This is a genomic window from Anaerovibrio lipolyticus LB2005, assembly GCF_000621545.1.
Lineage (GTDB): Bacteria > Bacillota > Negativicutes > Selenomonadales > Selenomonadaceae > Anaerovibrio > Anaerovibrio lipolyticus_A.
The window spans coordinates 109,992-131,632 of record NZ_JHYA01000004.1; the positions used below are offsets into that span (position 1 = coordinate 109,992).

Consider the following 21,641-nt stretch of genomic DNA (forward strand, 5'->3'; position numbering starts at 1 on the left):
GAATGAATAAAGAAATTTTTAGTGAGATTCCTATGCGGACCTGGAACTGGCTGGGTGTCAATGAAGCCGTTGTGGATAAGGACCTGCTGGTGGAATCCCAAAATTTGGATATAAAAATTGAGGCTGATCATCAGGAAAAAATGCTCGTGGAATATCGTAAGGAATCCTACGGTATTGTAAATATAAATATCGGTGAAAATGCATCACTGAAGCTGACTCAGCTGCAGCTGATGCCACAGGACTGTGATCATGTGAATGAGATAAATGTTGTTCTTGAGAAAAAGGCAAGACTACAGCTGGTGGCTGTGGAAACTGGGGCAAAGTCCTTTGCCTCCAAGGTTAACATTATTCTCAAGGGTGATAAATCCCAGGCGGATGTGTCCTTGCTTTATTTTGGTGACGGAGACCGCAGTCTGGATATGAATTATGTATTGGAATTCCAGGGCCGTAAAACCGTGGGCAATTTGGAGGTTTATGGTGGCCTTATGGGGGAGAGCCAAAAGATTTTTAGGGGAACCTTAGATTTTAAGCAGGGTTCCAAGCAGGCCAAGGGCTATGAAAAGGAAAATGTGGTGGTGCTCTCCTCTGGGGTACGGAACCGCTCAGTACCAATTATGCTTTCAGGAGAGGATGATGTGGTGGGAAACCATGCTGTATCCTCCGGCAAGATTAATGAGGATAAGCTACACTACCTTATGAGTCGTGGGCTAAGTCCGGCAGAGGCCCGTAAGCTGGTGCTGGAGGCTGCCTTTAATCCAGTGCTGGAATTAATTGATGATGAAGCACTTCGGCAGGAGATTGATTCTTATATAAAGGAGCGTCTTGAAAATGAATAATACCGTAAAATTTAAAGCAGACTTTCCTTTATTAGGCAAGCCAATGGGAAATAATCCCCTGGTATATCTTGATAATGGGGCCACCACTCAGAAGCCCCTGGAGGTAATCAAGGCTATTACGGAGTATTATGACAGCTTTAATGCCAATCCCCATCGGGGGGCCTATGAGCTGAGCATTAAGGCCACGGACATCTATGAAAATGCCCGTATCAAGACCCAAAAATTCATTAATGCCAAATACTCCCATGAGATTATTTTTACCAAAAATGCCACAGAATCCTTAAATTTGGTGGCCTACAGCTATGGCCTTTCCCATGTGGGGGCGGGAGATGAGGTGCTTATTGCCATTTCCGAGCATCACAGTAATCTGGTTCCTTGGCAGTATGTGTGCCAAATGAAGGGTGCCACCTTAAAATATATTTATCTCGAGGAGGATCATAATCTTTCCCAAAGGGATATTGAGGAAAAGATTACCGAAAAAACTAAGGTAGTGGCCGTGGCCCAGGTGTCAAATGTGCTGGGGCTTATTAACCCCGTAAAGGAAATCGTTGCCAGAGCTCATGAGGAAGGGGCAGTAGTGGTTGTTGACGGCTCTCAGAGCGTACCTCACATGGCTGTGGATGTACAGGATATGGACGCGGATTTCTTCGTATTTTCCGGCCACAAAATGCTTTCTCCTATGGGAATTGGAGTCCTCTATGGTAAAGAGAAGCTGCTGAATGATATGCCGCCTTTCCTGATGGGAGGGGACATGATAGATTATGTGGAGGAGCAGCATACGGATTATGCTCCCCTGCCTGCCAAATTTGAGGCGGGTACCCAGAATGTTGGTGGGGCAGCTGGTCTTTCTGCTGCCATTGATTACCTTAATAGGGTGGGGTTTGAGTATATCGAAAAGCAGGAAAAGGAGCTTACGGAATACGCTATCAGTCGCATGAAGGAAATGGATTACATTGAGCTTTATGGCTGTGACAGTTCCCGGGATAATAAAACTGGTATTGTTACCTTCAATGTTAAGGATGTACATCCCCATGATGTATCCACCATTATGGATGCCCATGGAGTGGCTATCAGGGCAGGCCATCATTGTGCCCAGCCTCTGATGATTTACTTGAAGCAGAATGCCACCTGCCGGGCTAGCTTTTACTTCTACAACAGCAAGGAAGATGTGGATAAATTTATCGAAGCATTATCAAAGGTGAGAGGAGTGTTGGGCCTTGGAGCTTGACAGTATTTATACAGAGCTGATTTCGGAGCATAGTCGCTCCACAGAGCATAAACATCATTTGGAATGTCCTAATATGTCTTTAAAGGGCAGAAACCCCAGCTGCGGTGACGAAATAACCTTGGAGCTGCAGGTGGAGGATGGTTATATAAAGGATGCCTCCTTTGTGGGAATTGGTTGTGCAATTTCCCAGGCCTCTACCTCCATTATGATTGACCTTATAAAGGGTGAATCCGTGGCTAAGGCCAGACATTTGGCCAATCTTTTTCTGCGCATGATTAAGCGGGAGGAGCTGACAGAGGATGAGGAGGAGGAGCTGGATGAAGCCTTCGCCCTGAAGAATATCTCCAATATGCCCGCCAGGGTGAAATGTGCGGTGCTTTCCTGGCATACACTGGAGGAGGCGTTCAAAGAGGCTGAGGGAATACAGTAAATTCAGTTGTTGATGATAAATATAAATAGCGAGGGCATTGCCTCTAGCATGAATCCGTCACTAAAATTTTTTCTTGTTCTCATATAGTGGAAAAAATTACAACTCGCATCGTCCTTTAAGGACTCGCTCAAACAAGTAATTTTTTCCACTAATATATAGGTAAAACAAGAAAAAGATTTCTTTACGTTCCGGCTTCAACTGCTATCGGCAATTGCCCTCGCTTATTTTTTGCTATCGGCAATGGCCCTCGCCTTTTCTTTTTGATTGTTATATAACTGACTACGTTATTATTTGCTTTCTGCCAGCAGCTTTCCGATGACGAAGAAGCTGCCGCTGGCCTTGCAAAACAGCTTTCCATCCTCATTTTTCAGCTCGCATTCGCACATCATGGTGCGGGAGCCGTTGTGTACCACATGGCCGGTGGCAATGAGCTTTTCACCTAAAGGCACGCCCTTTATAAAGCTCATGTTAAAGGACAGGGTTACTACCTTTTTATTGTGGGAAAGGCAGGCGGCACCCATAGCAGTATCAGCCAGACTCATTAAGGCGCCACCGTGGGACATTTCATAGAAATTGGTGTGCTTGCGGTCAATTTTCATTTCCAGGGTAACGGAGCCCTCCTCCACATTGTCCACCCAAATGTGTAACAGCTCCACATAAGGATTTTCCTTGTAAAAAAGTCGCAGATGCTTGGTTAGTCGGTTTACAATACTGTCTGTCATTTTAATACCTCGCTAAATTTTTCTTATGTCATCTATGGTATAATTACATATTATAGATTAATTATACATCTCATGAACTAATTATACGCCAACTGGCTGGAAAAGGAAAAAGTAGATGAAGTATAAGTATTATTTTTTTGATTTTGATTATACCCTGGTAAATTCTGAAAAGGGTATTGTGGAATGCTTCTTGCGGACCTTGGAGGAATTTAACATACCTGCAAAGCCCTGGGATGAAATTAAGCTGACCATTGGTATGCCCATGATGGATGCCATTACCCAGGTTACGGGATTAACTGATGAGGGGGAGAAATATAAATTCCTTTTGTCATATAAAAAATATGCGGCGGAATTAATGACTCCCAATACCCATTTCTTCCCAGACGCCATTGCCACCTTGAAAAAGCTGAAGGCAGCAGGCTGTACGGTGGCTATTATTTCCACTAAAACCCGTCATCGCATAGAAGAAAAATTTCAGCAGGATGGCCAAACTCATCTTATTGATTTTATTATTGGCAGCGAGGACACCACTGCCAGCAAACCGGATCCTCAGGGCATCAATATGGCTCTTAAGCGCACCGGAGCAGACACAAAGGAAGTGCTTTATGTGGGGGACAGTCTTTATGATGCCGGGGCGGCGAAAAATGCCGGGGTGGATTTTGCCGCTGTTCTTACGGGTAACACAAAAGGAGAAGAATTTGCCTCTTATCCTTCAGTGCAGATAATAAATAGTTTAAGTGAGTTGCAGTGATTTTCTATTTTTCCATGAAATGGGAGATAAAAATATGACTTCAAAAATAAACAGGCGGTCATTTTTAAAGGTCTTTTTTACAGGCATTGTGTCAGCGATAATGGGGAAATTCAATAAATCCTCTGCTGCAGCGGCAGGCACGGATATTTATATGCCCCGCCAGATTGTAACAAAGGACAGCACCACTTCCAGAACCATTATGTGGCATTCCCGCACCCCACATAATTCCTTGCGGGTAAATGTAAGGGACAGTGGAGGAAATGTAACCTCTTATATGGGAAGCGGCGGCCCTTTTCAGGATGATGGGGACAGCTTCTATATAAATAAGGTTTTGGTTAATCGACTTCAGCCCCAAAGTAAGTACACATACCAGATTGTGCAGGACGGGGCCACAACCCCTTGGTATCCACTGGAAACAGCTGGCAGTAATGCCATGGAGGCCTTGATTTTCCCTGATTCCCAATGCTCTGATGGCTACGAAACCTGGAGAAAAGTGGCTTCAGGGGCCTTTAATGCCCACCCTAATATTAATATGTTCATAAATATGGGGGATCTGGTGGATAATGGTGAGGCGGCCTATCAGTGGCGCCAGTGGTTCAACGCCATCAGTGCCTATATGCCTTCCAAAATATTTGTGCCACTTATGGGCAATCACGAGACTTATAATCTTAACTGGAAATGCCGTATTCCCCATGCCTTTTTGAATTTCTTTTCGGTGCCGGACAATGGAAGCAATGCCTTTCAGCGGTATTATTATTCCTTTGATTATGGCCCGGTGCATTTTATTGTGCTGAATACCCAGTTTGAGGAGCTGGACCCTATAAAGCCAGGGCTGATGGAAGAACAGCTTCAGTGGCTGGTCCAGGATGTGGCGGCTTCAGATAAAACGTGGAAGGTGGTGCTGATGCACAAGGATATTATTAATTATGATAATCTTGACAGCAGTGAGCCTCTGGCAGATATAGATGAAGTGGGGAAGCGGTTTATGCCATATTTTGATGCGCTGGGAATACATCTGGTTTTTACAGCCCATCAGCATACCTATAGGCGTCACGGTCATATATATAATTTTGAGCCCTCTGATCGGGGACCGGTGTATATTGATACCGGGGTGGCGGGAAATTGTCGCTACAGTGTACCCCGTACTAAGAGATTTGATAAAATTATGTTGCCTCAGCCGGAAACGGATAATTATCTGACAATTAATGCCAGCAATAAGGACATAACAGTACAATGTTTTCTCCCTGATGGACAGTTGGGGGATTCTTTTGTATTGACTAATAGTAAACAAAAGTAACTAATTTTAAACTTTAGGGTAGTAAAAAGTCCTATTTTTTTTGAAAAATATTGTTTTTATTACTTGACATGGGTATTTGAGAGCCGTATAATGTATACACAAGGTCAGGAGAGGTGGCCTCGTCGTTTTACATAGGGAGATTACGGCGGACGTCACAGACCTAAGCAAAGGCGGATTTAAATACCGCCTTTTTCTTTTTGCAAAAAATTTGTCAGACAATTCGAAACAATAAAATCATAAGTCAATACAAAACAATTATATAGACTCAAAAATGAAATCTGATAGGAATAAGATGAATTGTACAGATTAGCTGTAAACCAGCCAATTCTTTTCTATATAAAATTAGCTCCTGTTAATAAATAGAAAGGATAACTTAAATTATTCCTTATATTATTCGTATTTCGGAATATAATTAGACCTAGACTTTACAAAAATAAGGTTTCGTAATATACTCTTTAATATACATTTTGTATAGTTTGGGCAATGAAGCCCGTAGCCCTAGTATTTGCTGGAGTTGCGGTATTTTGCCCGCAACACTTGATGAGGTCGAGCTGCTAGCGATGATTGAGTTTAGTGATGCTCACTGAAAAATGGGCTGCTGATACAGTCCATTTTTGTTTTGCATCTTTTTCAGGTGATGACAATTGCTATAGGGAGGATAGGTTATGGATTATGGACTTATAATAAAACAGGTCAATGATTTTGTATGGGGACCTGTCATGCTGGCGTTGCTGGTGGGTACCGGTGTTTTTCTTACGGTGCGGCTGAAGTTTAAGCCTTGGCTTAATTTGCCATACGCTCTCAAAATGATTTTGGCCAAGAAGGATTCATCAGAGGGTGATGTTACTCCTTTCCAGTCACTTATGATTGCCCTTTCTGCTACAGTGGGAACCGGTAATATCGTGGGTGTGGCTACTGCTATGGTTTTAGGTGGACCGGGTGCTTTGGTGTGGATGTGGATTTCCGCCGCCTTTGGTCTTTCCACCAAATATGCTGAATCCGTTTTGGCGGTTAAGTATCGTGAAAACAATAATAGGGGAGAAATGGCCGGTGGCCCTATGTATGCCATGAAAAATGGTATTGGTGGCTTTATAGGTAAGACCATGGCAACCCTGTTTGCGGCCTTTGCCGTATGTGCTTCCTTTGGAATTGGCAATATGACCCAGGCCAACTCCATTGCCGCTGCCTTTAATTCCAGCTTCCATGTGGATCCGGCCTTTGTAGGTGCTATTCTGGTTATTCTCACCATGGTGGTACTCTTTAAGGGTGTTCGCTCCATTGGTGCTGTATCCAGTATTGTAGTGCCTGTTATGGCTGCTTTTTATATGATAGTAACTGTAGTGGTTATTGTTGCCAATGCCGCAAATCTTCCAGCTGGTGTTGCTGAAATTTTCACCATGGCATTTGCCCCTGAGGCTATGGCTGGTGGTGTGGGCGGTTCCATTGTGGCTACTATGATGTCAGCCATGCGTTGGGGTGTTGCCCGTGGTGTTTTCTCCAATGAGGCGGGCCTTGGTTCTGCCCCTATTGCGGCGGCTGCAGCCCGTACAGACCACCCATCCCGTCAGGGCTATGTAAATATGACTGGCACCTTCTTTGATACCATGATTATCTGCGTGCTCACTGGTCTGGTTATTGCCTCCTCCGGTGCCCTGGGAACCATTGATCCGGAAGCTGGCAAGGCTGTATCCGGCGCTCATCTGACTATTTTGGCTTTTTCCACCGTATTTGGGGAGCATGCCAGAGTGATTATTTCCTGTTCCTTGGCCCTCTTTGCCTTCTCTACCATTCTTGGTTGGGAGTATTACGGCGAAAAGGCTTTGGAATACCTGTGGGATAATCACGACCTCACTGTAATGTACAGAACCGTTTATGCTTTTGTAACCTATATCGGTGCCACTCAGGCCCTGGATATGGTATGGGATTTCTCCGATACTGCCAACGGTCTTATGGCCATTCCAAACCTTATCTGTCTACTGTGGCTCAGCAAGGATGTGGCCCGGGAATGCTTCGATTATGAGGAGCGGGTAGCAGTTCGGGAGAAGAGGGGCGAAAAGGTTAATCTTAATCTTGAGTCCACGGACTATGCAAAGAAGAGCTTAATTTAAAAATAGAATTTAGATAAAAAAAGCTAGGGTAAATGCAGTACAAATATGTGCTACATACCCTAGCTTTTTTATTGAATAGTTATGGATAGCAGAGCGTTTCCTGTAGCAAGAACCCGTCACTAAATTTTTTTCTTTCCCTCATATAGTAGCAAAAATTACAACTCGCTTCGCCCTTACAGTACTTGCTTCGCTCAAACAAGTAATTTTTACTACTAATACATAGGTAAGGCAAGAAAAAGAATTTTTAACGCTCCGTGTTCAACTGCTCCAGGAAATCGCTCTACTATCTATCTCATATTGCCTCTAAAGCCTGCTTCAGATCATCGATAAGGTCATTTTTGTCCTCAAGACCGCAGGACATGCGCACCAGTCCTGCTGGAATTCCAGCAGCTGTAAGCTGTTCCTCTGTAAGCTGACGATGGGTGGAGGTGGCAGGATTCAAACAACAGGTTCTGGCATCTGCCACATGGGTTTCAATGGCTGCCAGCTTTAAATTCTTCATAAAGGTCTCTGCTGCCTTACGGCCACCCTTTAATTCAAAGGATACCACGCCACAGCCACCCTTTGGCAGATACTTCTGGGCGAGGCTGTTATACTTGTTGCTCTTGAGTCCAGGATAATTTACGGAAACAACCTGTGGCTGGCTCTCAAGGAATTCAGCTACAGACTGGCCATTTTCCACATGACGGGCCATACGCACATGGAGGGATTCCAGACCGAGATTCAGCATAAAGGCACTCTGAGGGGACTGAACGCAGCCCAGATCACGCATAAGCTGAACAACGGCCTTGGTAATAAAGGCTCCCTCCTTGCCGAATTTTTCTGCATAAATAAGGCCGTGATAGGACTCATCAGGGGCAGTAAGGCCTGGGAACTTGTCCTTGTGGGCTATCCAGTCGAATTTTCCGGAATCGATAATGGCACCGCCTACAGCAGCACCGTGGCCATCCATATACTTAGTGGTGGAGTGGGTAACAATATCTGCACCCCACTCTATTGGTCGGCAGTTTACAGGGGTAGGGAAGGTGTTATCCACGATAAGCGGTACTCCGTGGGCATGGGCCACCTTGGCGAATTTTTCAATATCAAGAACAGTAAGGGCAGGGTTGGCAATGGTTTCGCCGAACATGGCTCTGGTATTTTCCTTAAAGGCGGCTGACAGCTCCTCCTCGGAGGCATCAGGGGAAACGAAGGTGGCTTCGATGCCCATTTTTGCCATGGTTACTGCAATAAGGTTAAAGGTACCACCGTAAATGGAGGATGATGCCACAATATGGTCTCCTGCTTCACAGATATTGAATAGGGCGAAGAAGTTGGCTGCCTGACCGGAGGAAGTGAGCATGGCGGCACTGCCTCCCTCTAAATTGCAAATCTTGGCTGCTACAGTATCGCAGGTAGGATTCTGCAGACGGGAATAGAAATAGCCAGTGGCTTCCAGGTCAAAGAGCTTTCCCATATCCTCGCTGGTATCGTATTTAAAGGTTGTGGACTGGATTATTGGAATCTGACGTGGCTCTCCGTTGCCGGGAGTGTAGCCGGCCTGAACACATCTGGTGTTAATGGAATAATCATTGTTCATATACAAAACCCCTTTTTATCAATATGAAATAATTATAACGCCATTGTTCAATTTTTTCTTCTAAAAGAAGAAAAAAATTCTAATAATGAAGAAAATGTGTAAAAAAAGGCACTGGCCGAAGCCAATGCCCTTTAAAATTTTAGTTTAAATTTTACTGCACGTTCAGTGTAAGAGGAACGAACATGTTGGAGAGCTGTGCTCTCTGGATAACTTCCTCAGTGATAGGGTCGCCTTCGTTTACGATAACGACACCAGTTGGAGAAGTAAGGGTACGGCGGGCAGTCTTGCCAAGGATAAACTTGCGCTGTCTATCAATGGTAGTGTTGTTTGCCGCCTGATGCATGGAATCATGGGCTGCAACTGGTTCAGGTGCAGGTTCTTCTTCCTTAACCTCTTCAGCTGCTGGCTCTTCCTCTGGCTGAGCCTCCTCTGCAGGAGCTTCCTCCACAGGAGCCTCTTCAGTTGGTTCCTCAACTACTGGTTCCTCAGCTGCTGGCTCTTCCTCTGGCTGAGCTTCCTCTACAGGAGCTTCTTCCGTAGGAGCCTCTTCAGCTGGTTCCTCAATTACTGGTGCCTCTGCTGCTGGTTCTTCAACGACAGGAGCTTCCACAGCAACCTCAGTGGATTCAGCAGGAGCTGCACTTAATTCATCAGTTTTTTTTTCCGAGTCGATGATGGTTACCTGCTTACCAAAAATGGAAATCTGGTCAGAGGTGATTTCAGACAGGCTGCCATCTGATGCTTCGATTTCGCACTTTTCGATCTTGCCGCCTTCACCGACATAAATCTCAACTACATTACCCTGGATAGTACCGGACTTGGTGATGGCCTTGGTGCCGATAACCTTTACGTTTTCGTCCATCATGGTCTCATAGTCACCGGCATTCTCAAGGGTGAGAATGGTTTCGCTGTTAACAACGGTTACAGCGTCTTCACCGATAGCTACTACAGAAGAATATGGGAGAAGCTTTACGCCTCTGTACCAATCCTCGTCCTCAATAATAATGGCAGCAATGGCACCATTCTTGGCATCAACCAGCAGGCCCTTGCTCATGCCCAGTTCACGGCCCTCAGTGATACTGATGACTGGCAAACCGATAATTTCTACACTCTTTTTCATGGAAAAATCCTCCCTAATGATTTATCAAATAGAGCGAGCCTTTCTCTCATTGTAGATAGACTCGATTTTTGACATATAGTCCTTTGGAATATCGAAGAATGGGGTATCAGGCTGATTTTCTGATATCAGCACCTCTTTGGTGGCCTCAAGATAAATCATACTGTCCTCAAACTCCGCCAGCATGTCAGGACTGTCCGCAACTGCTGGTATTTCAAGTGCATCATAGAAGCACTGAATTGCTTCGTCATAACGTCCGTGATCCTTGTGGATATTGACAATTTCCAGTACAAGGAATGGGGCGTAGGCATCGTCACGATACTGCTCCAGGGCATAATTGTAAGCCTTCAGAGCACTGCTCCAATCAGAAGAGCCCTTTAATTCAAAGGCATAATCCAGAACATCGTCCAATGTAGCAGTGTCGGCCAGCTTTTCATCCACGGAAGGTACTGGCTCAGCCTCAATCATAGGCTCTGGCTCTGGAATTTTTTCTTCTGGCTCTGGTTCAGAAGTATCTTCAAGCTCTATTTCAACTTCAGCCTCAGGAGCTTCCTCCTCAACTACAGTCTCGGTTTCTGTTTCTTCAGGAGCTTCTTCTTCAGCCACATCCTCAATCACAGGCTCTGGTTCCGAAATTTCTTCTTCTGGCTCTGGTTCAGACGCTTCTTCAAGCTCTATTTCAGCTTCAGCCTCAGGAGCTTCCTCCTCAACTACAGTCTCGGCTTCTGTTTCTTCAGGAGCTTTCTCCTCAATTACAGCCTCGGCTTCTGTTTCCTCAGGAGCAACTTCCTCGACAACAGCCTCAATCATAGGCTCTGGCTCTGGAATTACTTCCTCCACCTTTGGCTCAGCTTGAACAATAGGCTCTGGTTCCGGCTCCTTGTCCTTGGCAATTAAAGCCTCGACCTCTTCATCGGAAAGAATGGCTGAATTGACCACTGGAACCAGTTCTTCCTTAGCTGGAGCAGCTTCCTGCTTCAGCTGGCTGTTTTCGCCATCAGTAGCTTCCAGCTGCTTTCGTCGTTTGCGGATAAAGAAATGATTAATACTGGTTATAACTATAGCCGCAACGAGAACCATGGCGCCCAAAACGGTGAAACGGTATTCCGTAAGAAATGGTGCCACTGGAATTGACAGGAAATTTATAAGCAGTGCGCAAACACCACAACCCACCAGGGCCGGAAGGCTCAAGGCCCAGTCCAGGGCACGGGCTACCTTATACACGACCAAAATGGCCACTGTCATAATGATAGCCGTCATAATAAAGAACATCAAATAAAATCACCACTATAGAATTGTAAGTATAGTTTGTGGTTATAACTTGTAGATATTATTCCCCACAATAAAAATATATTCGACAAACCACAGGAAAATCCTTTAAAATAAGCAGAGGAACAATAAAAACTGCATTTCCTTGCAGGGGATTTTCCCATTGTGTCGAATATACAGTTTTGCATTACAAGTATAATTTTATCATAACAATTTAAATAAGCATAGTAGGAAAAGAGGTATTTTTATGCAGGAATTAAATTTGAAGGTATTAAACAAGCCAGGATTACATGCGCGTCCAGCCAAGGAACTAGTAAAATTCAACAAGGGAATTGAGTCTGATGTGGTAATTAAGTTCAATGGCAAAAGTGCCAATATTAAGAGCATGATGGCTGTTATGGCTTTGGGTGCCAAGCAGGATGCTGAGGTTACCGTTACCATTGAGGGTCCAGATGAGGCTGATGTGGCAAAGGCTGTAACTGAAATGTTCGCCAATGGTTTTGGATTCCCTGAAGAGCTGTAATTAAATACTGATCCGTGGGGGGAGGATTTGTTTATGTCAGAGAAAATTCAGGGGAATATTGCCATCCCGGGAATTGCCATCGGAAAAATAATGAAGGTGGGCCAGTCTCTTGATGGGTATATGGCAGCCTATAATCCAGGCAGTGCAGAAGAGGAACTCTCCAAGCTGGAGGAGGCTATTGATACAATATCTGCAGCTATTGATGAAAGCGTTGAGGCCATGCGGGCAGCAGGGCAGGATGAGCAGGCTGAAATTATGGAGGCACATTCCTTCTTGCTGATGGACCCAATGCTTACTGATGGCATGAATGATAAGACCCGTGAAATGGGCCATGCTCCAAAGGCTGTTTTGGAGGCTGCCCAGGAATGTGCTGAAATGCTGGCGGGTATGGACGATGAATACATGCGGGAGCGTTCTGCTGATGTAAAAGACATTGGTCGTCGTATTGCCCGTCATTTGTTGGGGGTCAAGGAGCCGGAAATCGGTGAGGAGCCAGTGGTGCTCTGCGGCTTTGAGGTGGAGCCATCTGCCATTGCCAATATCTCCGATGATAAAATTGCCGGCGTTATTATGGGCCAGGGCAGTACCACCTGTCATGCCGTTATTATTGCCAAATCCAGGGCCATTACCACTGTTGTAGGTCTGGAAAACCGGGTGGAGGATATTCCTGAGGGGGCCAAGGTGCTGCTGGATGGCAACGAAGGCCTTGTGCTGGTAAATCCGTCTGCGGATGAGCTGGCAGCCTACGAGGCAAAAATTAAGGCCCAGCAGGAGGAGCAGAAGCGTCTGGATGCTCTGAAGGATCTGCCGGCTGAAACCACTGATGGGGTGAAGGTGCAGCTGGCTGCCAACATTGGACTTCCAGAGGATGCAGAGGCTGCAGCCAAGTTTGGCAATCAAGGTGTTGGCCTGTTCAGAAGTGAGTTCCTTTTCATGGGCCGTGAGAATATTCCGGATGAGGAGCTGCAGTTTGAGGCTTATAAGCGGGCCATTGTGGCCTGCAAGGGGGAGACCTGTGTCATCCGTACCATGGATATTGGCGGTGACAAGCCTCTGGCATATTTAAATATTCCCCATGAGGACAATCCATTCCTTGGTTATCGGGCTATCCGCATAAGTCTGGAGCGCCCTGACCTGTTCATGCCACAGCTGAAGGGCATTCTGAGAGCCGGTGTATACGGTAAGGCCGCTATTATGGCCCCTATGGTTATCAGCGTGGATGAAGTAAAAGGTATTCGGGCTGCCATGGAAAAGGCTATGGCGGAGCTGGAGGCTGAGGGTAAAGAATACTCCAAGGACGTTGAACTGGGTATTATGGTGGAAACCCCGGCGGCAGCTGTAATGACTCCGGTACTGGCAAAATATGTGGATTTCTTCAGCATTGGTACCAACGATCTGGTACAGTACACTTTGGCAGTGGACCGTGTAAATCCACAGATCAGCAAGCTCTATGATCACTTTAATCCTGCTGTGCTGCAGCTGATTTACCGCACCATTAAATCCGGTGTGGAGAATGGAAAATGGGTAGGCATGTGCGGTGAAATGGCCAGCGACCCTTATGCAGCTGTTATTCTTATGGCTATGGGGATTACTGAGCTCAGTATGAGTGCGCCTTCCATTCCAAAGGTAAAGGAAAAAATCCGTTCTGTATCTATGGATGAGGCCAAGGCCCATCTTGAAAGGGTTATGGCCATGGAAACAGGTGCAGAAATTCGTGAATACCTACATAGCAAAATCTAAAAATAGTGGGACTGCGTTTGCGGTCCCTTTTTCTATTTTCATTTGCTGTGGTATACTTCTTTTTAGGTGATAGTTGTGAGAATTTTTACAAATGATTGGGAACAATATCTGCTTCCTGAAATGGAGAAGCCGTATTATAAAGAGCTTCGACAGTTTCTTATAAATGAATACCGCACCCGGCAAATCTTTCCGGATATGTATTCCATATTTAATGCCCTGCATTATACCAGCTTGGCGGATACCAAGGTGGTTATCTTTGGGCAGGACCCATATCATGAGCCGGGGCAGGCCCACGGACTGAGTTTTTCTGTATTGCCGAATGTGCCACCACCTCCATCCTTGCAGAATATTTTTAAGGAGCTGGAAACGGATTTGGGCTGCAGCGTGCCGGATAATGGCTGTCTGGAGCCATGGGCAAGACAGGGAGTATTATTGCTAAACACTGTTTTGACGGTGCAGGCCCATAATGCCAATTCCCACCAGGGAAAGGGCTGGGAAATTTTTACTGACAGGATAATTTCCATTCTTAATGAGCGGGAAAAGCCTATGGTGTTTATTTTGTGGGGGGCACCGGCAAGACGGAAAAAGGCCATGATTACCAATAAGGCTCATCTTATAATTGAGTCGCCCCATCCAAGTCCTCTTTCTGCTTATCGGGGCTTTTTTGGCAGTCGGCCATTTTCCAGAGCCAACGAATTCCTGAAGTCAACAGGCCAGGAGCCTATTAATTGGCAGCTGCCAAATATACATTAGATTTTATTGGGCAAATGACTAATGGCTTTCACGCCGTCCCTGTGCTAAAACTTTTTCTTGCTTTTTATATAGCGGCAAAAATCATAACTCGCTTCGCCCTAAAGGACTAGCTTCGCGTCGCTCAAACAGATGATTTTTCCCACTATGATTAAGGTATAGCAACAAAAAGTTTCTGAACGCACAGTGACTAAATGTTCAAGCCACTAGTCATTTGCCCATAAATCAAATATTAAAAAATAATTGTTGACAAGCTGCCACCTTTTAGATATAATTCTCGTTGTCTGAAAGACTAATAGGGGTATCGCCAAGTTGGTAAGGCACTGGATTCTGAATCCAGCATTCGTAGGTTCGAGTCCTGCTACCCCTGCCATTTAACTTCAAGAGACTGCGTTGCAGTCTTTTTTTTATGCCTTACCCTATGGGGAAGGGGAATTGTCCCAGTCTTTTGAGACGTTGGATGAGGTAATAAAAAATATTTCTTGCATCGAATCTTTCAGAGTGATATAATTTTCAAGTCACAAGGACAAAGATAGTTTCAAATTTTCGTTTGATAACTTTCTCTGCTCCTTATGTAATAAGGAGCCAAAGACCAAAGAGGGAGGTGATTTCGTGAGAAAGTACGAAGTCATATTCATTGTTAAACCAATGGAAGAAGAGGCAACTAACGCTGTAGTTGAGAAGTTCACTAAGCTGTTTGCTGCTAATGGCGGTACTGTTGATTCCGAGGATCGTTGGGGCAAGAAGCGTCTTGCTTATGAGATCAAGGATTGTACCGAAGGCTACTATGTTCTGCTTAACGTAACTGCAGAGCCTGCTTGCGTAGCTGAAGTTGACCGTGTTATGAAGATTACTGATGATCTTCTCAAGCACATGGTTGTACGTGTAGAAGAGTAATAGTTTCGGGAGGTAAACCATGAACAAGGTTATACTGGCAGGCAGATTAGCTCGTGATCCAGAAATGCGTTATACCACTTCTGGTAAGGCAGTTGCATCATTTTCTTTGGCAGTAAATCGCCGTTTTGGCCGTAATGCCGGAGATCAGCAGCAGACTGCGGATTTTATTCCGATTATCGCTTGGGAAAAATTAGCTGAAATTTGTGGTAATAACCTCATAAAAGGAAGTCAGGTATTGGTAGAAGGCCGTATGCAGGTGAGATCCTACGATGCCCAGGACGGATCCAAGAGATACGTTACTGAGGTAGTTGCGAACGAGATTGAGTTTATGGGATCAAAGCAGCAGCGTGACCCTAATGGTGGTGGATTTGCTCCATCCCCTGCTGCAGCACCAGCTGAAGCAGCTCCTATGGGCGGTTTTGGTGGCAGCCCAGTACCGGATGACGATATTCCATTTTGATAGGAGGGAATATACTTGATTAAGCGTGATAGAAGCAGAAGACCTCGTAAGAAGGTTTGCAGTTTCTGCGTAGATAAAGTAGAAGTTATCGACTATAAGGACGTTGCTAAGCTCCGTCGTTATATCACCGAGCGTGGTAAGATTTTACCTCGTCGTATTTCTGGCAACTGCGCAAAGCATCAGCGTCAGGTTACCGTAGCTATTAAGCGCGCACGTAACATCGCTTTGTTGCCATTTACTGCTGAGTAATAAAATGATAAGGAGGTGTCACTTCGGTGATGCCTCTTTTTATTATGTTCCCTTTTTGAGAGGTTTTTATGGCAACCACAGAAAGATTAATTAAGGATATAACACGGGAACGGCGCTTTCATTTCCGTTTATTTATAGAAGGAATTATTGTAGGTATTTTTGCAGGCTGTGTCATCGCTCTGTTCAGATACCTGTTGGGGGCTTCGGAAATCCTGCGGCCCATGATTTATAACATGGTGGCAGACAGCTTCGTGGCTGGTGATTATTCATTGCCCCTGCTGTACATCGCCACCTTTGTAATAATTGGCTGGCTGCTTATGAAGATAGTTCAAAATGAGCCCATGTGTACCGGCAGTGGTATTCCCCAGATAAAGGGTATACTCATGGGGCGCATGAATATGCGATGGCTGTCCGTGTTGGTTTCCAAGCTCATTGGTGGTGTGCTGGCCATTGGCGCCGGTTTGTCCCTTGGCCGTGAGGGCCCTAGTGTTCAGCTGGGGGCATGTGTGGGGCAGGGAGTGAGCCGCAGACTTATCAGAACCCGTTACGAGGAACGCATATTGATGACTGCTGGTTCCGGAGCTGGCTTGGCGGCTGCCTTTAATGCACCTTTGGCCGGGGTGATTTTCGGTTTGGAGGAGCTTCACAAGAGCTTTTCCCCGGTGCTACTTATGGCTTCTATTACTGCGGCAGTAACCGCCACCACCTTTACTCAGGTTATTTTTGGGGCGGGACCCGTATTTCATATTGGGGATCTGGCAATTTTTCCCTTAAATATGTTTGGTATCCTCATTTTATTAGGTGCTTTCATTGGCCTGTTGGGGCGCATTTTTAACCCCTCCCTGCTCTTTTCCATGAATACCTATGACCGTTTGGGGCTACGCGGTATTAAACGTCCGCTGCTGCCTCTTTTGCTGGCGGCAGCTCTTGGCTTTATTTTGCCGGATATTTTAGGGGGCGGCAATCGGTTGGTGGATGCCCTTTCCCATAATTGGTATCCCCTTTATTTTCTCATAATACTATTTGTGGGTAAGTTCCTCTTTACCATGGTGTGCTTTGGTTCCGGAGTACCGGGTGGCATATTCCTGCCTATGCTGGTGCTGGGGGCTGCTGGAGGTGCAGTATTTGGTAGTGTACTGGCCAGCTTCGGAGTATTGCCTTACATATATGTAGGGGATATTATCGTTTTCGGTATGGCGGCGTATTTTGCGGCGGTGGTAAAATCTCCGATTACTGGCAGTGTTCTCATTATGGAAATGACAGGCTCCTTCCATCATTTGCTGGCCCTTATATGCGTATCCATGACAGCCTATCTGGTGGCGGATCTTACGGGGGGTAAGCCTGTATATGAGGAGCTTTTAAATCGTGCCATCAGACTGAAGGAAAAGGCTCACGGAATAGGTGCCAGCTCCTCTGGACGACGTATTGCCCTGGAGCTGGTGGTGAGCTCCGGAAGCGTTGTGGATAAGGCACTTATCAGGGATATAAAATGGCCTGAGCAAACTGTTGTGGTGGACATAAAAAGGGGGCTGCAGCGCATAAACCCCATGGAGGATGCCCGACTTTATGCAGGGGATTTTGTGTATTTGTTAACCAATGATACTGATATTTCCCTTTTAAAAGATATGATAGAAAAGGAATCTACCCCGAAGCGTTAAAAAATAAATTTTTTCAGTTGTAGTATTTTTTGAAATTTCGTGCAAAAGAATATGAAATATGATAAAGTAATAACGAGTTAAAATGACTGTTGTCTCGTTGAAACGCTATTTTGAAGATTTTTCTTTTTGCAAAGAAAAATTTGAACAATGGCGTTATACCTGGAAAATTGAGACTCATTTAGGATTTTATATAAATTTGATTGTAAGGACGTGGGATAGATGTTTTTGGAAGAGCGCCAGGAAAGCATTATGAATTTGCTTAATGCCGAGGGTAAGGTTCGGGTTAAGGAGCTTAGTGCCAAGTTTAACGTTACAGACGACTGTATCCGTAAAGATCTAGGGTCCCTGGAAAAGCAGGGCCGTCTTAAGAGAACCTATGGCGGCGCAGTGGCTATCAGAGAGAATATTCACGCCATCGAGGTCAGCAAGCACAAGGGCTCCGATGTGGATGCCAAGCGTCGCATTGCTCAGGCGGCAGTTAAGCTCATTCACGAGCACGATATGGTTTTTTTGGATATTTCCACCAGCAATCTGGCCATTGCGGAGCTCTTGATAAAGGACCAGCGGGAGCTTACCATTGTTACCAATATGATTGATATTCTGATTATTCTGGCCCGTCACCCTAGGATTCGCGTTATCTTTGCCGGTGGCAAGATTAACAAGAGTCGTGATGGCTTCTGGGGCGGCATGACCATGGATTTCATCTCCCATTTGAAGCCGGATATTGCCTTTGTGGGGGCTGTAGGTGTGGATGTAATGGAAAACAGCGTATCCACCTACGATATTGAGGATGGTATCAATAAGTCCCGTATTATCCGGGTTAGCAAGCGGGCCTATGTTGTGGCTGAGGCCAAAAAGCTCAGCACCGACGGCAACTATAATTATGCCACCCTGGACACCCTGTCCGGTCTAATTACTGACGCCCTGCCAGATGAGAAAATCCGCAAGGCGGCTGCTGACTATGGCGTGGACATTATTGTGCCATAAGATTTTAATCAAGGAAGTAATATGACAAATAGTAATAAGAACCAGTTCAAGGACTGGAATAATTATTATAATCTTATAATCAAGGGGCTGAAGGTATTTCTTTTTTATCTCTCAGTCCTTTCTCTTTGCCGTGTGATATTTATCGGCCTCCTTCGGGATTACATGGGTGCTGATGCAGCCTCTGCCGATATTTGGCTGGCCATTTTCGGGGGGACCCGCTTAAGTATACAGACGGCTGGTCTTATGACTATGGTGGTGGGATTGCCATCAGCTGTGGCTGCTGTTTTCAGCAGAAAAGGCGGCAAAATACTCTTTAAGGTATTAAGTGCTTTGACAGCGGCTGTTACCATGATACTGTTCTTTGCCAGCATACCCTATTACCATCAGTTCCATTCAAGATTTCATCAGATGCTGTTTAATACAGCCAACGATGATGTTTATGCCCTTTTTGTATCTCTTGTTCAGGAATTTAATCTGCCACTAAGGCTTGCCGGGGCTTTGCTGGTGGCCTTTATGGTGTGGTGGCTGCTCAATAAATTTCTTGAGTTCCAATTTACGGAACGTCTTTGCATAAAGGGAAAGCTGGCATCATTTGGAAGGACCGGTATTTGGGCAGAGAAAATATTGGTAATTGCTGTCTTTTATTTGGTGGCCCGCCTTGTATTTTTCGGTGGCAGCCTTAGCTGGGAAAACTCTGTCAGCTGGGAAAATGCGGGAATTACCAGGGATGCCTTTTTGAATGAGGCTATTTTGGACGATTATCAGGCCATTTATCGTGGGTATCGTATGAACGGGCGGTTACTGTCCTCTGAGGGATTGGATTTTACCCCTCAGCAGATTCAGGAGCTGGCTGCTCACATGGTGGGCAAGAACCCGGACAGCAATAATCTGGAGGATTATATTACCAGAAGCGCCCAGGGTCCCCAGATTGAGAAGCCAAAGCATATCTTCTTAATAGTTTCTGAAAGCTACGCCAACTGGCCTCTGCTGGATAAATACAAAAATCTTCATATCGCCGATGGTATGAGGTCTGTTATCAAGGAACAGGATACAGCCTATTGTCCGGCATTTTTGCCTAATGGGGGCAGTACCGTTTCTGCTGTAACTGGCATTGTGACTGGGCTGGCGGATGCCAATCTGTATCTTACCACTATGCCCGAGTCCTTTGCGGCTCCGTATCCAACCTCCATTGCTCCACAGATGAAGGAGCTGGGCTATGATACCACCATGTGGTACGCGGGGCCTTCCACCTGGGAGAGGATAGAGCCATTTGTATTGGCCCAGGGCTTTGACCATTTTCGGGGCAAGGGCAGTATGCCTCAGGAGGCCACCGGCAGTGTATGGGGTGTTGATGACGAATACCTTTATCAGGCGGTGCTGGAAGGGGTTGACCCTGAAAAGGACAGCTTTAACGTGATTCTTAATGTTTCAAACCATTCACCATTTAATGTGGATCTGAAATCGAAGGGCTTTGATTCCCAGCAGGTTATTGACGGACTGCCTGAGGAGGCCAAGGGAGATGCTGAGCTGATTAATCAGCTGGGACATTTTTGGTATGCGGACCGTGAAATGGCAAAATTTATCAAAACCATCAAGGAAAAGTATCCTGACAGTTTGGTTTTGGTGGTGGGTGATCATGCTGAGCGATATAACATCGATAAGACACCTAACATTTATGAGCGCTATGGTGTGCCTCTTATCATTACTGGCAAGGGGGTAACCCCAAATCTTATGATTCCAAAGGCAGCGGGAAGCCAGATAGATATTGCTCCAACTATTTTGGAAATGATAGCCCCTAAGGGCTTTAAGTATATGTCCATAGGCTCCAGCCTTACCCGCCAGAATACCATGGGGGTTAATTATGCCGTATGGTTCACAAGGGATTATTACGGTGAGGCGGATATTTATCCTCTCCAGCCAATTCCTATTGATGCCAACGGGGGAGCAGAGCCAATGGATGTGTTGGAAATGCAGATATATTGTGATACAGTTCGCTCTATTTCCTGGTGGCTGCCAAAATACGGCAATATTATGGATGAGAGTCTGATGGAGGCAAAGAAATGAGCGGCATTTTAGATAATGGTGTAGGGGATTTATTGGCAGACTGTTCCATATGCCCCCGCCTTTGCCACGCTGATCGCGTAAAGGGAACAGGATTTTGTGGAGGGGGCCTTAAGGCCAAGGTGGCTTTGGTGAGCATTCACCCATGGGAGGAGCCGGTAATTGCCGGAGAAAAGGGAGCTGGAACGGTTTTCTTTTCCGGCTGTAACCTTCGCTGTATGTTTTGTCAGAATCATGAGATTAGTCACGGCCATAAGGGCATTGAGGTATCTGATGAGCGCTTGGGGGAAATTTTCTATGAGCAGCAGCTGCGGGGCGCATCAACTCTTGATTTGGTTACGCCTACCCATTACGTTCCCCAAATAATTAGAGGATTATTTTTTGCAAAAAAGAAGGGTTTTTCACTGCCCGTGGTGTATAATTCAAGTGGATATGAAAATATCTCCACTTTGGATTTACTTGGAGATATGGTGGACGTGTTTTTGCCGGATTTAAAGTATTATTCGGAAGATTTGGCCGGTGAGTATTCCAAAGCACCGGATTACTTTCGGGTGGCCAGCAGGGCCATCAGAAAAATGGTTCAGCTGACAGGAGCTGCTGTGGAAAGGGGCGGTATACTCCAAAAGGGGGTGCTGGTACGGCATATGGTTTTGCCTGGAGCCCGAAAGGACAGTATGGCTTTGTTGAAATGGTTGTGGGAAGAGTTTGGTGACAGCATTATGGTGAGCATAATGAATCAGTATACTCCAGCCTATAAGGCCCTTGCCCACCCAAAGCTAAAACGGCCTTTGACCACCTTTGAATATGATTCTGTGGTGGATTTTGCACTGGATTTGGGATTTACCAGATGCTTTGTACAGGAATCCGGGGCGGCAAGGGAAGAATTCATTCCCAAGTGGACAGGCCAGGGAGTTGAAACTTTCCATATATAATTTAGTTGTCTAAACTAATTATTAAAGGTATAATGGTATTATCCATC

General features: G+C 45.5%; 20 protein-coding genes and 1 tRNA gene. 17 read left to right on the plus strand and 4 right to left on the minus strand.

Annotated elements, in window-relative coordinates; all coding sequences use genetic code 11:
* Positions 1 to 2 precede the first annotated feature (2 nt).
* Genes T355_RS0104870 through sufU form a run of 3 tightly spaced genes read left to right on the plus strand, consistent with a single transcriptional unit; the run spans position 3 to position 2,494 of the window.
* The gene (locus T355_RS0104870; protein WP_027396768.1) at positions 3 to 836 is read left to right on the plus strand and encodes a SufB/SufD family protein; all 834 of its coding nucleotides are present in this window, start codon (positions 3 to 5) and stop codon (positions 834 to 836) included.
* Positions 829 to 2,064 (plus strand): cysteine desulfurase, encoded by a 1,236-nt coding sequence (locus tag T355_RS0104875; protein ID WP_027396769.1) that lies wholly within the window; start codon positions 829 to 831, stop codon positions 2,062 to 2,064. The genes T355_RS0104870 and T355_RS0104875 overlap by 8 nt, the downstream gene beginning before the upstream one ends.
* Positions 2,054 to 2,494, plus strand: a complete 441-nt coding sequence (sufU, locus tag T355_RS0104880) for a Fe-S cluster assembly sulfur transfer protein SufU (protein ID WP_027396770.1) — start codon at positions 2,054 to 2,056, stop codon at positions 2,492 to 2,494. Before T355_RS0104875 ends, sufU begins: the two co-directional genes overlap by 11 nt.
* A gap of 287 nt (positions 2,495 to 2,781) precedes the next feature.
* Here the strand turns inward: sufU and T355_RS0104885 are convergent, their stop codons facing one another.
* Positions 2,782 to 3,216: a PaaI family thioesterase gene (locus T355_RS0104885; protein ID WP_027396771.1), complete on the minus strand. Its 435-nt coding sequence runs from the start codon at positions 3,214 to 3,216 to the stop codon at positions 2,782 to 2,784.
* Positions 3,217 to 3,331: 115 nt separating this feature from the next.
* On the opposite strand from T355_RS0104885, the gene T355_RS0104890 reads away from it, so the two are divergent.
* The 3 genes from T355_RS0104890 (at position 3,332) to T355_RS0104900 (ending at position 7,372) form a co-directional block, all read left to right on the plus strand.
* On the plus strand, positions 3,332 to 3,967 hold the full coding sequence (locus T355_RS0104890; RefSeq protein WP_027396772.1) for an HAD family hydrolase: 636 nt from the start codon (positions 3,332 to 3,334) through the stop codon (positions 3,965 to 3,967).
* 34 nt (positions 3,968 to 4,001) lie between these two features.
* Positions 4,002 to 5,264 (plus strand): purple acid phosphatase family protein, encoded by a 1,263-nt coding sequence (locus tag T355_RS0104895; RefSeq protein WP_037329862.1) that lies wholly within the window; start codon positions 4,002 to 4,004, stop codon positions 5,262 to 5,264.
* A gap of 665 nt (positions 5,265 to 5,929) precedes the next feature.
* Positions 5,930 to 7,372 carry an alanine/glycine:cation symporter family protein gene (locus T355_RS0104900; RefSeq protein ID WP_027396774.1) on the plus strand — a complete coding sequence of 481 codons (1,443 nt, stop codon included), beginning with the start codon at positions 5,930 to 5,932 and terminating at the stop codon, positions 7,370 to 7,372.
* Between the two features lie 292 nt (positions 7,373 to 7,664).
* On the opposite strand, the gene T355_RS0104905 is transcribed toward T355_RS0104900, so the two are convergent.
* The 3 genes from T355_RS0104905 to T355_RS0104915 all read right to left on the minus strand — a co-directional run bounded on the left by T355_RS0104905 (position 7,665) and on the right by T355_RS0104915 (position 11,343).
* A complete protein-coding gene (locus tag T355_RS0104905) occupies positions 7,665 to 8,951 on the minus strand; it encodes an O-acetylhomoserine aminocarboxypropyltransferase/cysteine synthase family protein (protein ID WP_027396775.1) in 1,287 nt (428 codons plus the stop codon).
* Between the two features lie 151 nt (positions 8,952 to 9,102).
* Positions 9,103 to 10,071 (minus strand): PRC-barrel domain-containing protein, encoded by a 969-nt coding sequence (locus T355_RS0104910; protein WP_027396776.1) that lies wholly within the window; start codon positions 10,069 to 10,071, stop codon positions 9,103 to 9,105.
* A gap of 24 nt (positions 10,072 to 10,095) precedes the next feature.
* Entirely contained in the window at positions 10,096 to 11,343 is a 1,248-nt protein-coding gene (locus T355_RS0104915; protein WP_155851671.1) for a hypothetical protein, read from the minus strand.
* 241 nt (positions 11,344 to 11,584) lie between these two features.
* Between T355_RS0104915 and T355_RS0104920 the strand changes: the two genes are divergently transcribed.
* The 11 genes from T355_RS0104920 to T355_RS0104975 all read left to right on the plus strand — a co-directional run bounded on the left by T355_RS0104920 (position 11,585) and on the right by T355_RS0104975 (position 21,594).
* Complete coding sequence (locus tag T355_RS0104920; RefSeq protein WP_027396778.1) at positions 11,585 to 11,860, plus strand: HPr family phosphocarrier protein; 276 nt, start codon at positions 11,585 to 11,587, stop codon at positions 11,858 to 11,860.
* A 33-nt stretch (positions 11,861 to 11,893) separates the two neighbouring features.
* Positions 11,894 to 13,600 (plus strand): phosphoenolpyruvate--protein phosphotransferase, encoded by a 1,707-nt coding sequence (ptsP, locus tag T355_RS0104925; RefSeq protein ID WP_027396779.1) that lies wholly within the window; start codon positions 11,894 to 11,896, stop codon positions 13,598 to 13,600.
* A gap of 75 nt (positions 13,601 to 13,675) precedes the next feature.
* Entirely contained in the window at positions 13,676 to 14,353 is a 678-nt protein-coding gene (locus T355_RS0104930; protein WP_027396780.1) for a uracil-DNA glycosylase, read from the plus strand.
* A gap of 294 nt (positions 14,354 to 14,647) precedes the next feature.
* Positions 14,648 to 14,723: transfer RNA gene (locus T355_RS0104940), tRNA-Gln, on the plus strand.
* Between the two features lie 239 nt (positions 14,724 to 14,962).
* Positions 14,963 to 15,247, plus strand: a complete 285-nt coding sequence (gene rpsF / locus T355_RS0104945; RefSeq protein WP_027396781.1) for a 30S ribosomal protein S6 — start codon at positions 14,963 to 14,965, stop codon at positions 15,245 to 15,247.
* Positions 15,248 to 15,266: 19 nt separating this feature from the next.
* Positions 15,267 to 15,707: a single-stranded DNA-binding protein gene (locus tag T355_RS0104950; protein ID WP_027396782.1), complete on the plus strand. Its 441-nt coding sequence runs from the start codon at positions 15,267 to 15,269 to the stop codon at positions 15,705 to 15,707.
* Positions 15,708 to 15,722: 15 nt separating this feature from the next.
* Positions 15,723 to 15,956, plus strand: coding sequence for a 30S ribosomal protein S18 (rpsR, locus tag T355_RS0104955; protein ID WP_027396783.1), 234 nt, complete (start codon positions 15,723 to 15,725; stop codon positions 15,954 to 15,956).
* Positions 15,957 to 16,024: 68 nt separating this feature from the next.
* The gene (locus T355_RS0104960; RefSeq protein WP_027396784.1) at positions 16,025 to 17,614 is read left to right on the plus strand and encodes a ClC family H(+)/Cl(-) exchange transporter; all 1,590 of its coding nucleotides are present in this window, start codon (positions 16,025 to 16,027) and stop codon (positions 17,612 to 17,614) included.
* A 219-nt stretch (positions 17,615 to 17,833) separates the two neighbouring features.
* On the plus strand, positions 17,834 to 18,601 hold the full coding sequence (locus T355_RS0104965) for a DeoR/GlpR family DNA-binding transcription regulator (protein ID WP_027396785.1): 768 nt from the start codon (positions 17,834 to 17,836) through the stop codon (positions 18,599 to 18,601).
* A gap of 21 nt (positions 18,602 to 18,622) precedes the next feature.
* Positions 18,623 to 20,665 carry an LTA synthase family protein gene (locus tag T355_RS0104970; protein WP_027396786.1) on the plus strand — a complete coding sequence of 681 codons (2,043 nt, stop codon included), beginning with the start codon at positions 18,623 to 18,625 and terminating at the stop codon, positions 20,663 to 20,665.
* A complete protein-coding gene (locus T355_RS0104975) occupies positions 20,662 to 21,594 on the plus strand; it encodes a radical SAM protein (protein WP_051555382.1) in 933 nt (310 codons plus the stop codon). The genes T355_RS0104970 and T355_RS0104975 overlap by 4 nt, the downstream gene beginning before the upstream one ends.
* The last annotated feature ends 47 nt before the right edge of the window (positions 21,595 to 21,641 follow it).

What these genes read in the sequence shown, in the direction of transcription:
- T355_RS0104870 (WP_027396768.1), top strand. Translation starts at nt 3, where the DNA reads ATGAATAAAGAAATTTTTAGTGAGATTCCTATGCGGACCTGGAACTGG.
- T355_RS0104875 (WP_027396769.1), top strand. Translation starts at nt 829, where the DNA reads ATGAATAATACCGTAAAATTTAAAGCAGACTTTCCTTTATTAGGCAAG.
- T355_RS0104885 (WP_027396771.1), bottom strand. Translation starts at nt 3,216, where the DNA reads ATGACAGACAGTATTGTAAACCGACTAACCAAGCATCTGCGACTTTTT.
- T355_RS0104890 (WP_027396772.1), top strand. Translation starts at nt 3,332, where the DNA reads ATGAAGTATAAGTATTATTTTTTTGATTTTGATTATACCCTGGTAAAT.
- T355_RS0104895 (WP_037329862.1), top strand. Translation starts at nt 4,002, where the DNA reads ATGACTTCAAAAATAAACAGGCGGTCATTTTTAAAGGTCTTTTTTACA.
- T355_RS0104900 (WP_027396774.1), top strand. Translation starts at nt 5,930, where the DNA reads ATGGATTATGGACTTATAATAAAACAGGTCAATGATTTTGTATGGGGA.
- T355_RS0104905 (WP_027396775.1), bottom strand. Translation starts at nt 8,951, where the DNA reads ATGAACAATGATTATTCCATTAACACCAGATGTGTTCAGGCCGGCTAC.
- T355_RS0104910 (WP_027396776.1), bottom strand. Translation starts at nt 10,071, where the DNA reads ATGAAAAAGAGTGTAGAAATTATCGGTTTGCCAGTCATCAGTATCACT.
- T355_RS0104920 (WP_027396778.1), top strand. Translation starts at nt 11,585, where the DNA reads ATGCAGGAATTAAATTTGAAGGTATTAAACAAGCCAGGATTACATGCG.
- ptsP (WP_027396779.1), top strand. Translation starts at nt 11,894, where the DNA reads ATGTCAGAGAAAATTCAGGGGAATATTGCCATCCCGGGAATTGCCATC.
- T355_RS0104950 (WP_027396782.1), top strand. Translation starts at nt 15,267, where the DNA reads ATGAACAAGGTTATACTGGCAGGCAGATTAGCTCGTGATCCAGAAATG.
- T355_RS0104960 (WP_027396784.1), top strand. Translation starts at nt 16,025, where the DNA reads ATGGCAACCACAGAAAGATTAATTAAGGATATAACACGGGAACGGCGC.
- T355_RS0104965 (WP_027396785.1), top strand. Translation starts at nt 17,834, where the DNA reads ATGTTTTTGGAAGAGCGCCAGGAAAGCATTATGAATTTGCTTAATGCC.
- T355_RS0104970 (WP_027396786.1), top strand. Translation starts at nt 18,623, where the DNA reads ATGACAAATAGTAATAAGAACCAGTTCAAGGACTGGAATAATTATTAT.
- T355_RS0104975 (WP_051555382.1), top strand. Translation starts at nt 20,662, where the DNA reads ATGAGCGGCATTTTAGATAATGGTGTAGGGGATTTATTGGCAGACTGT.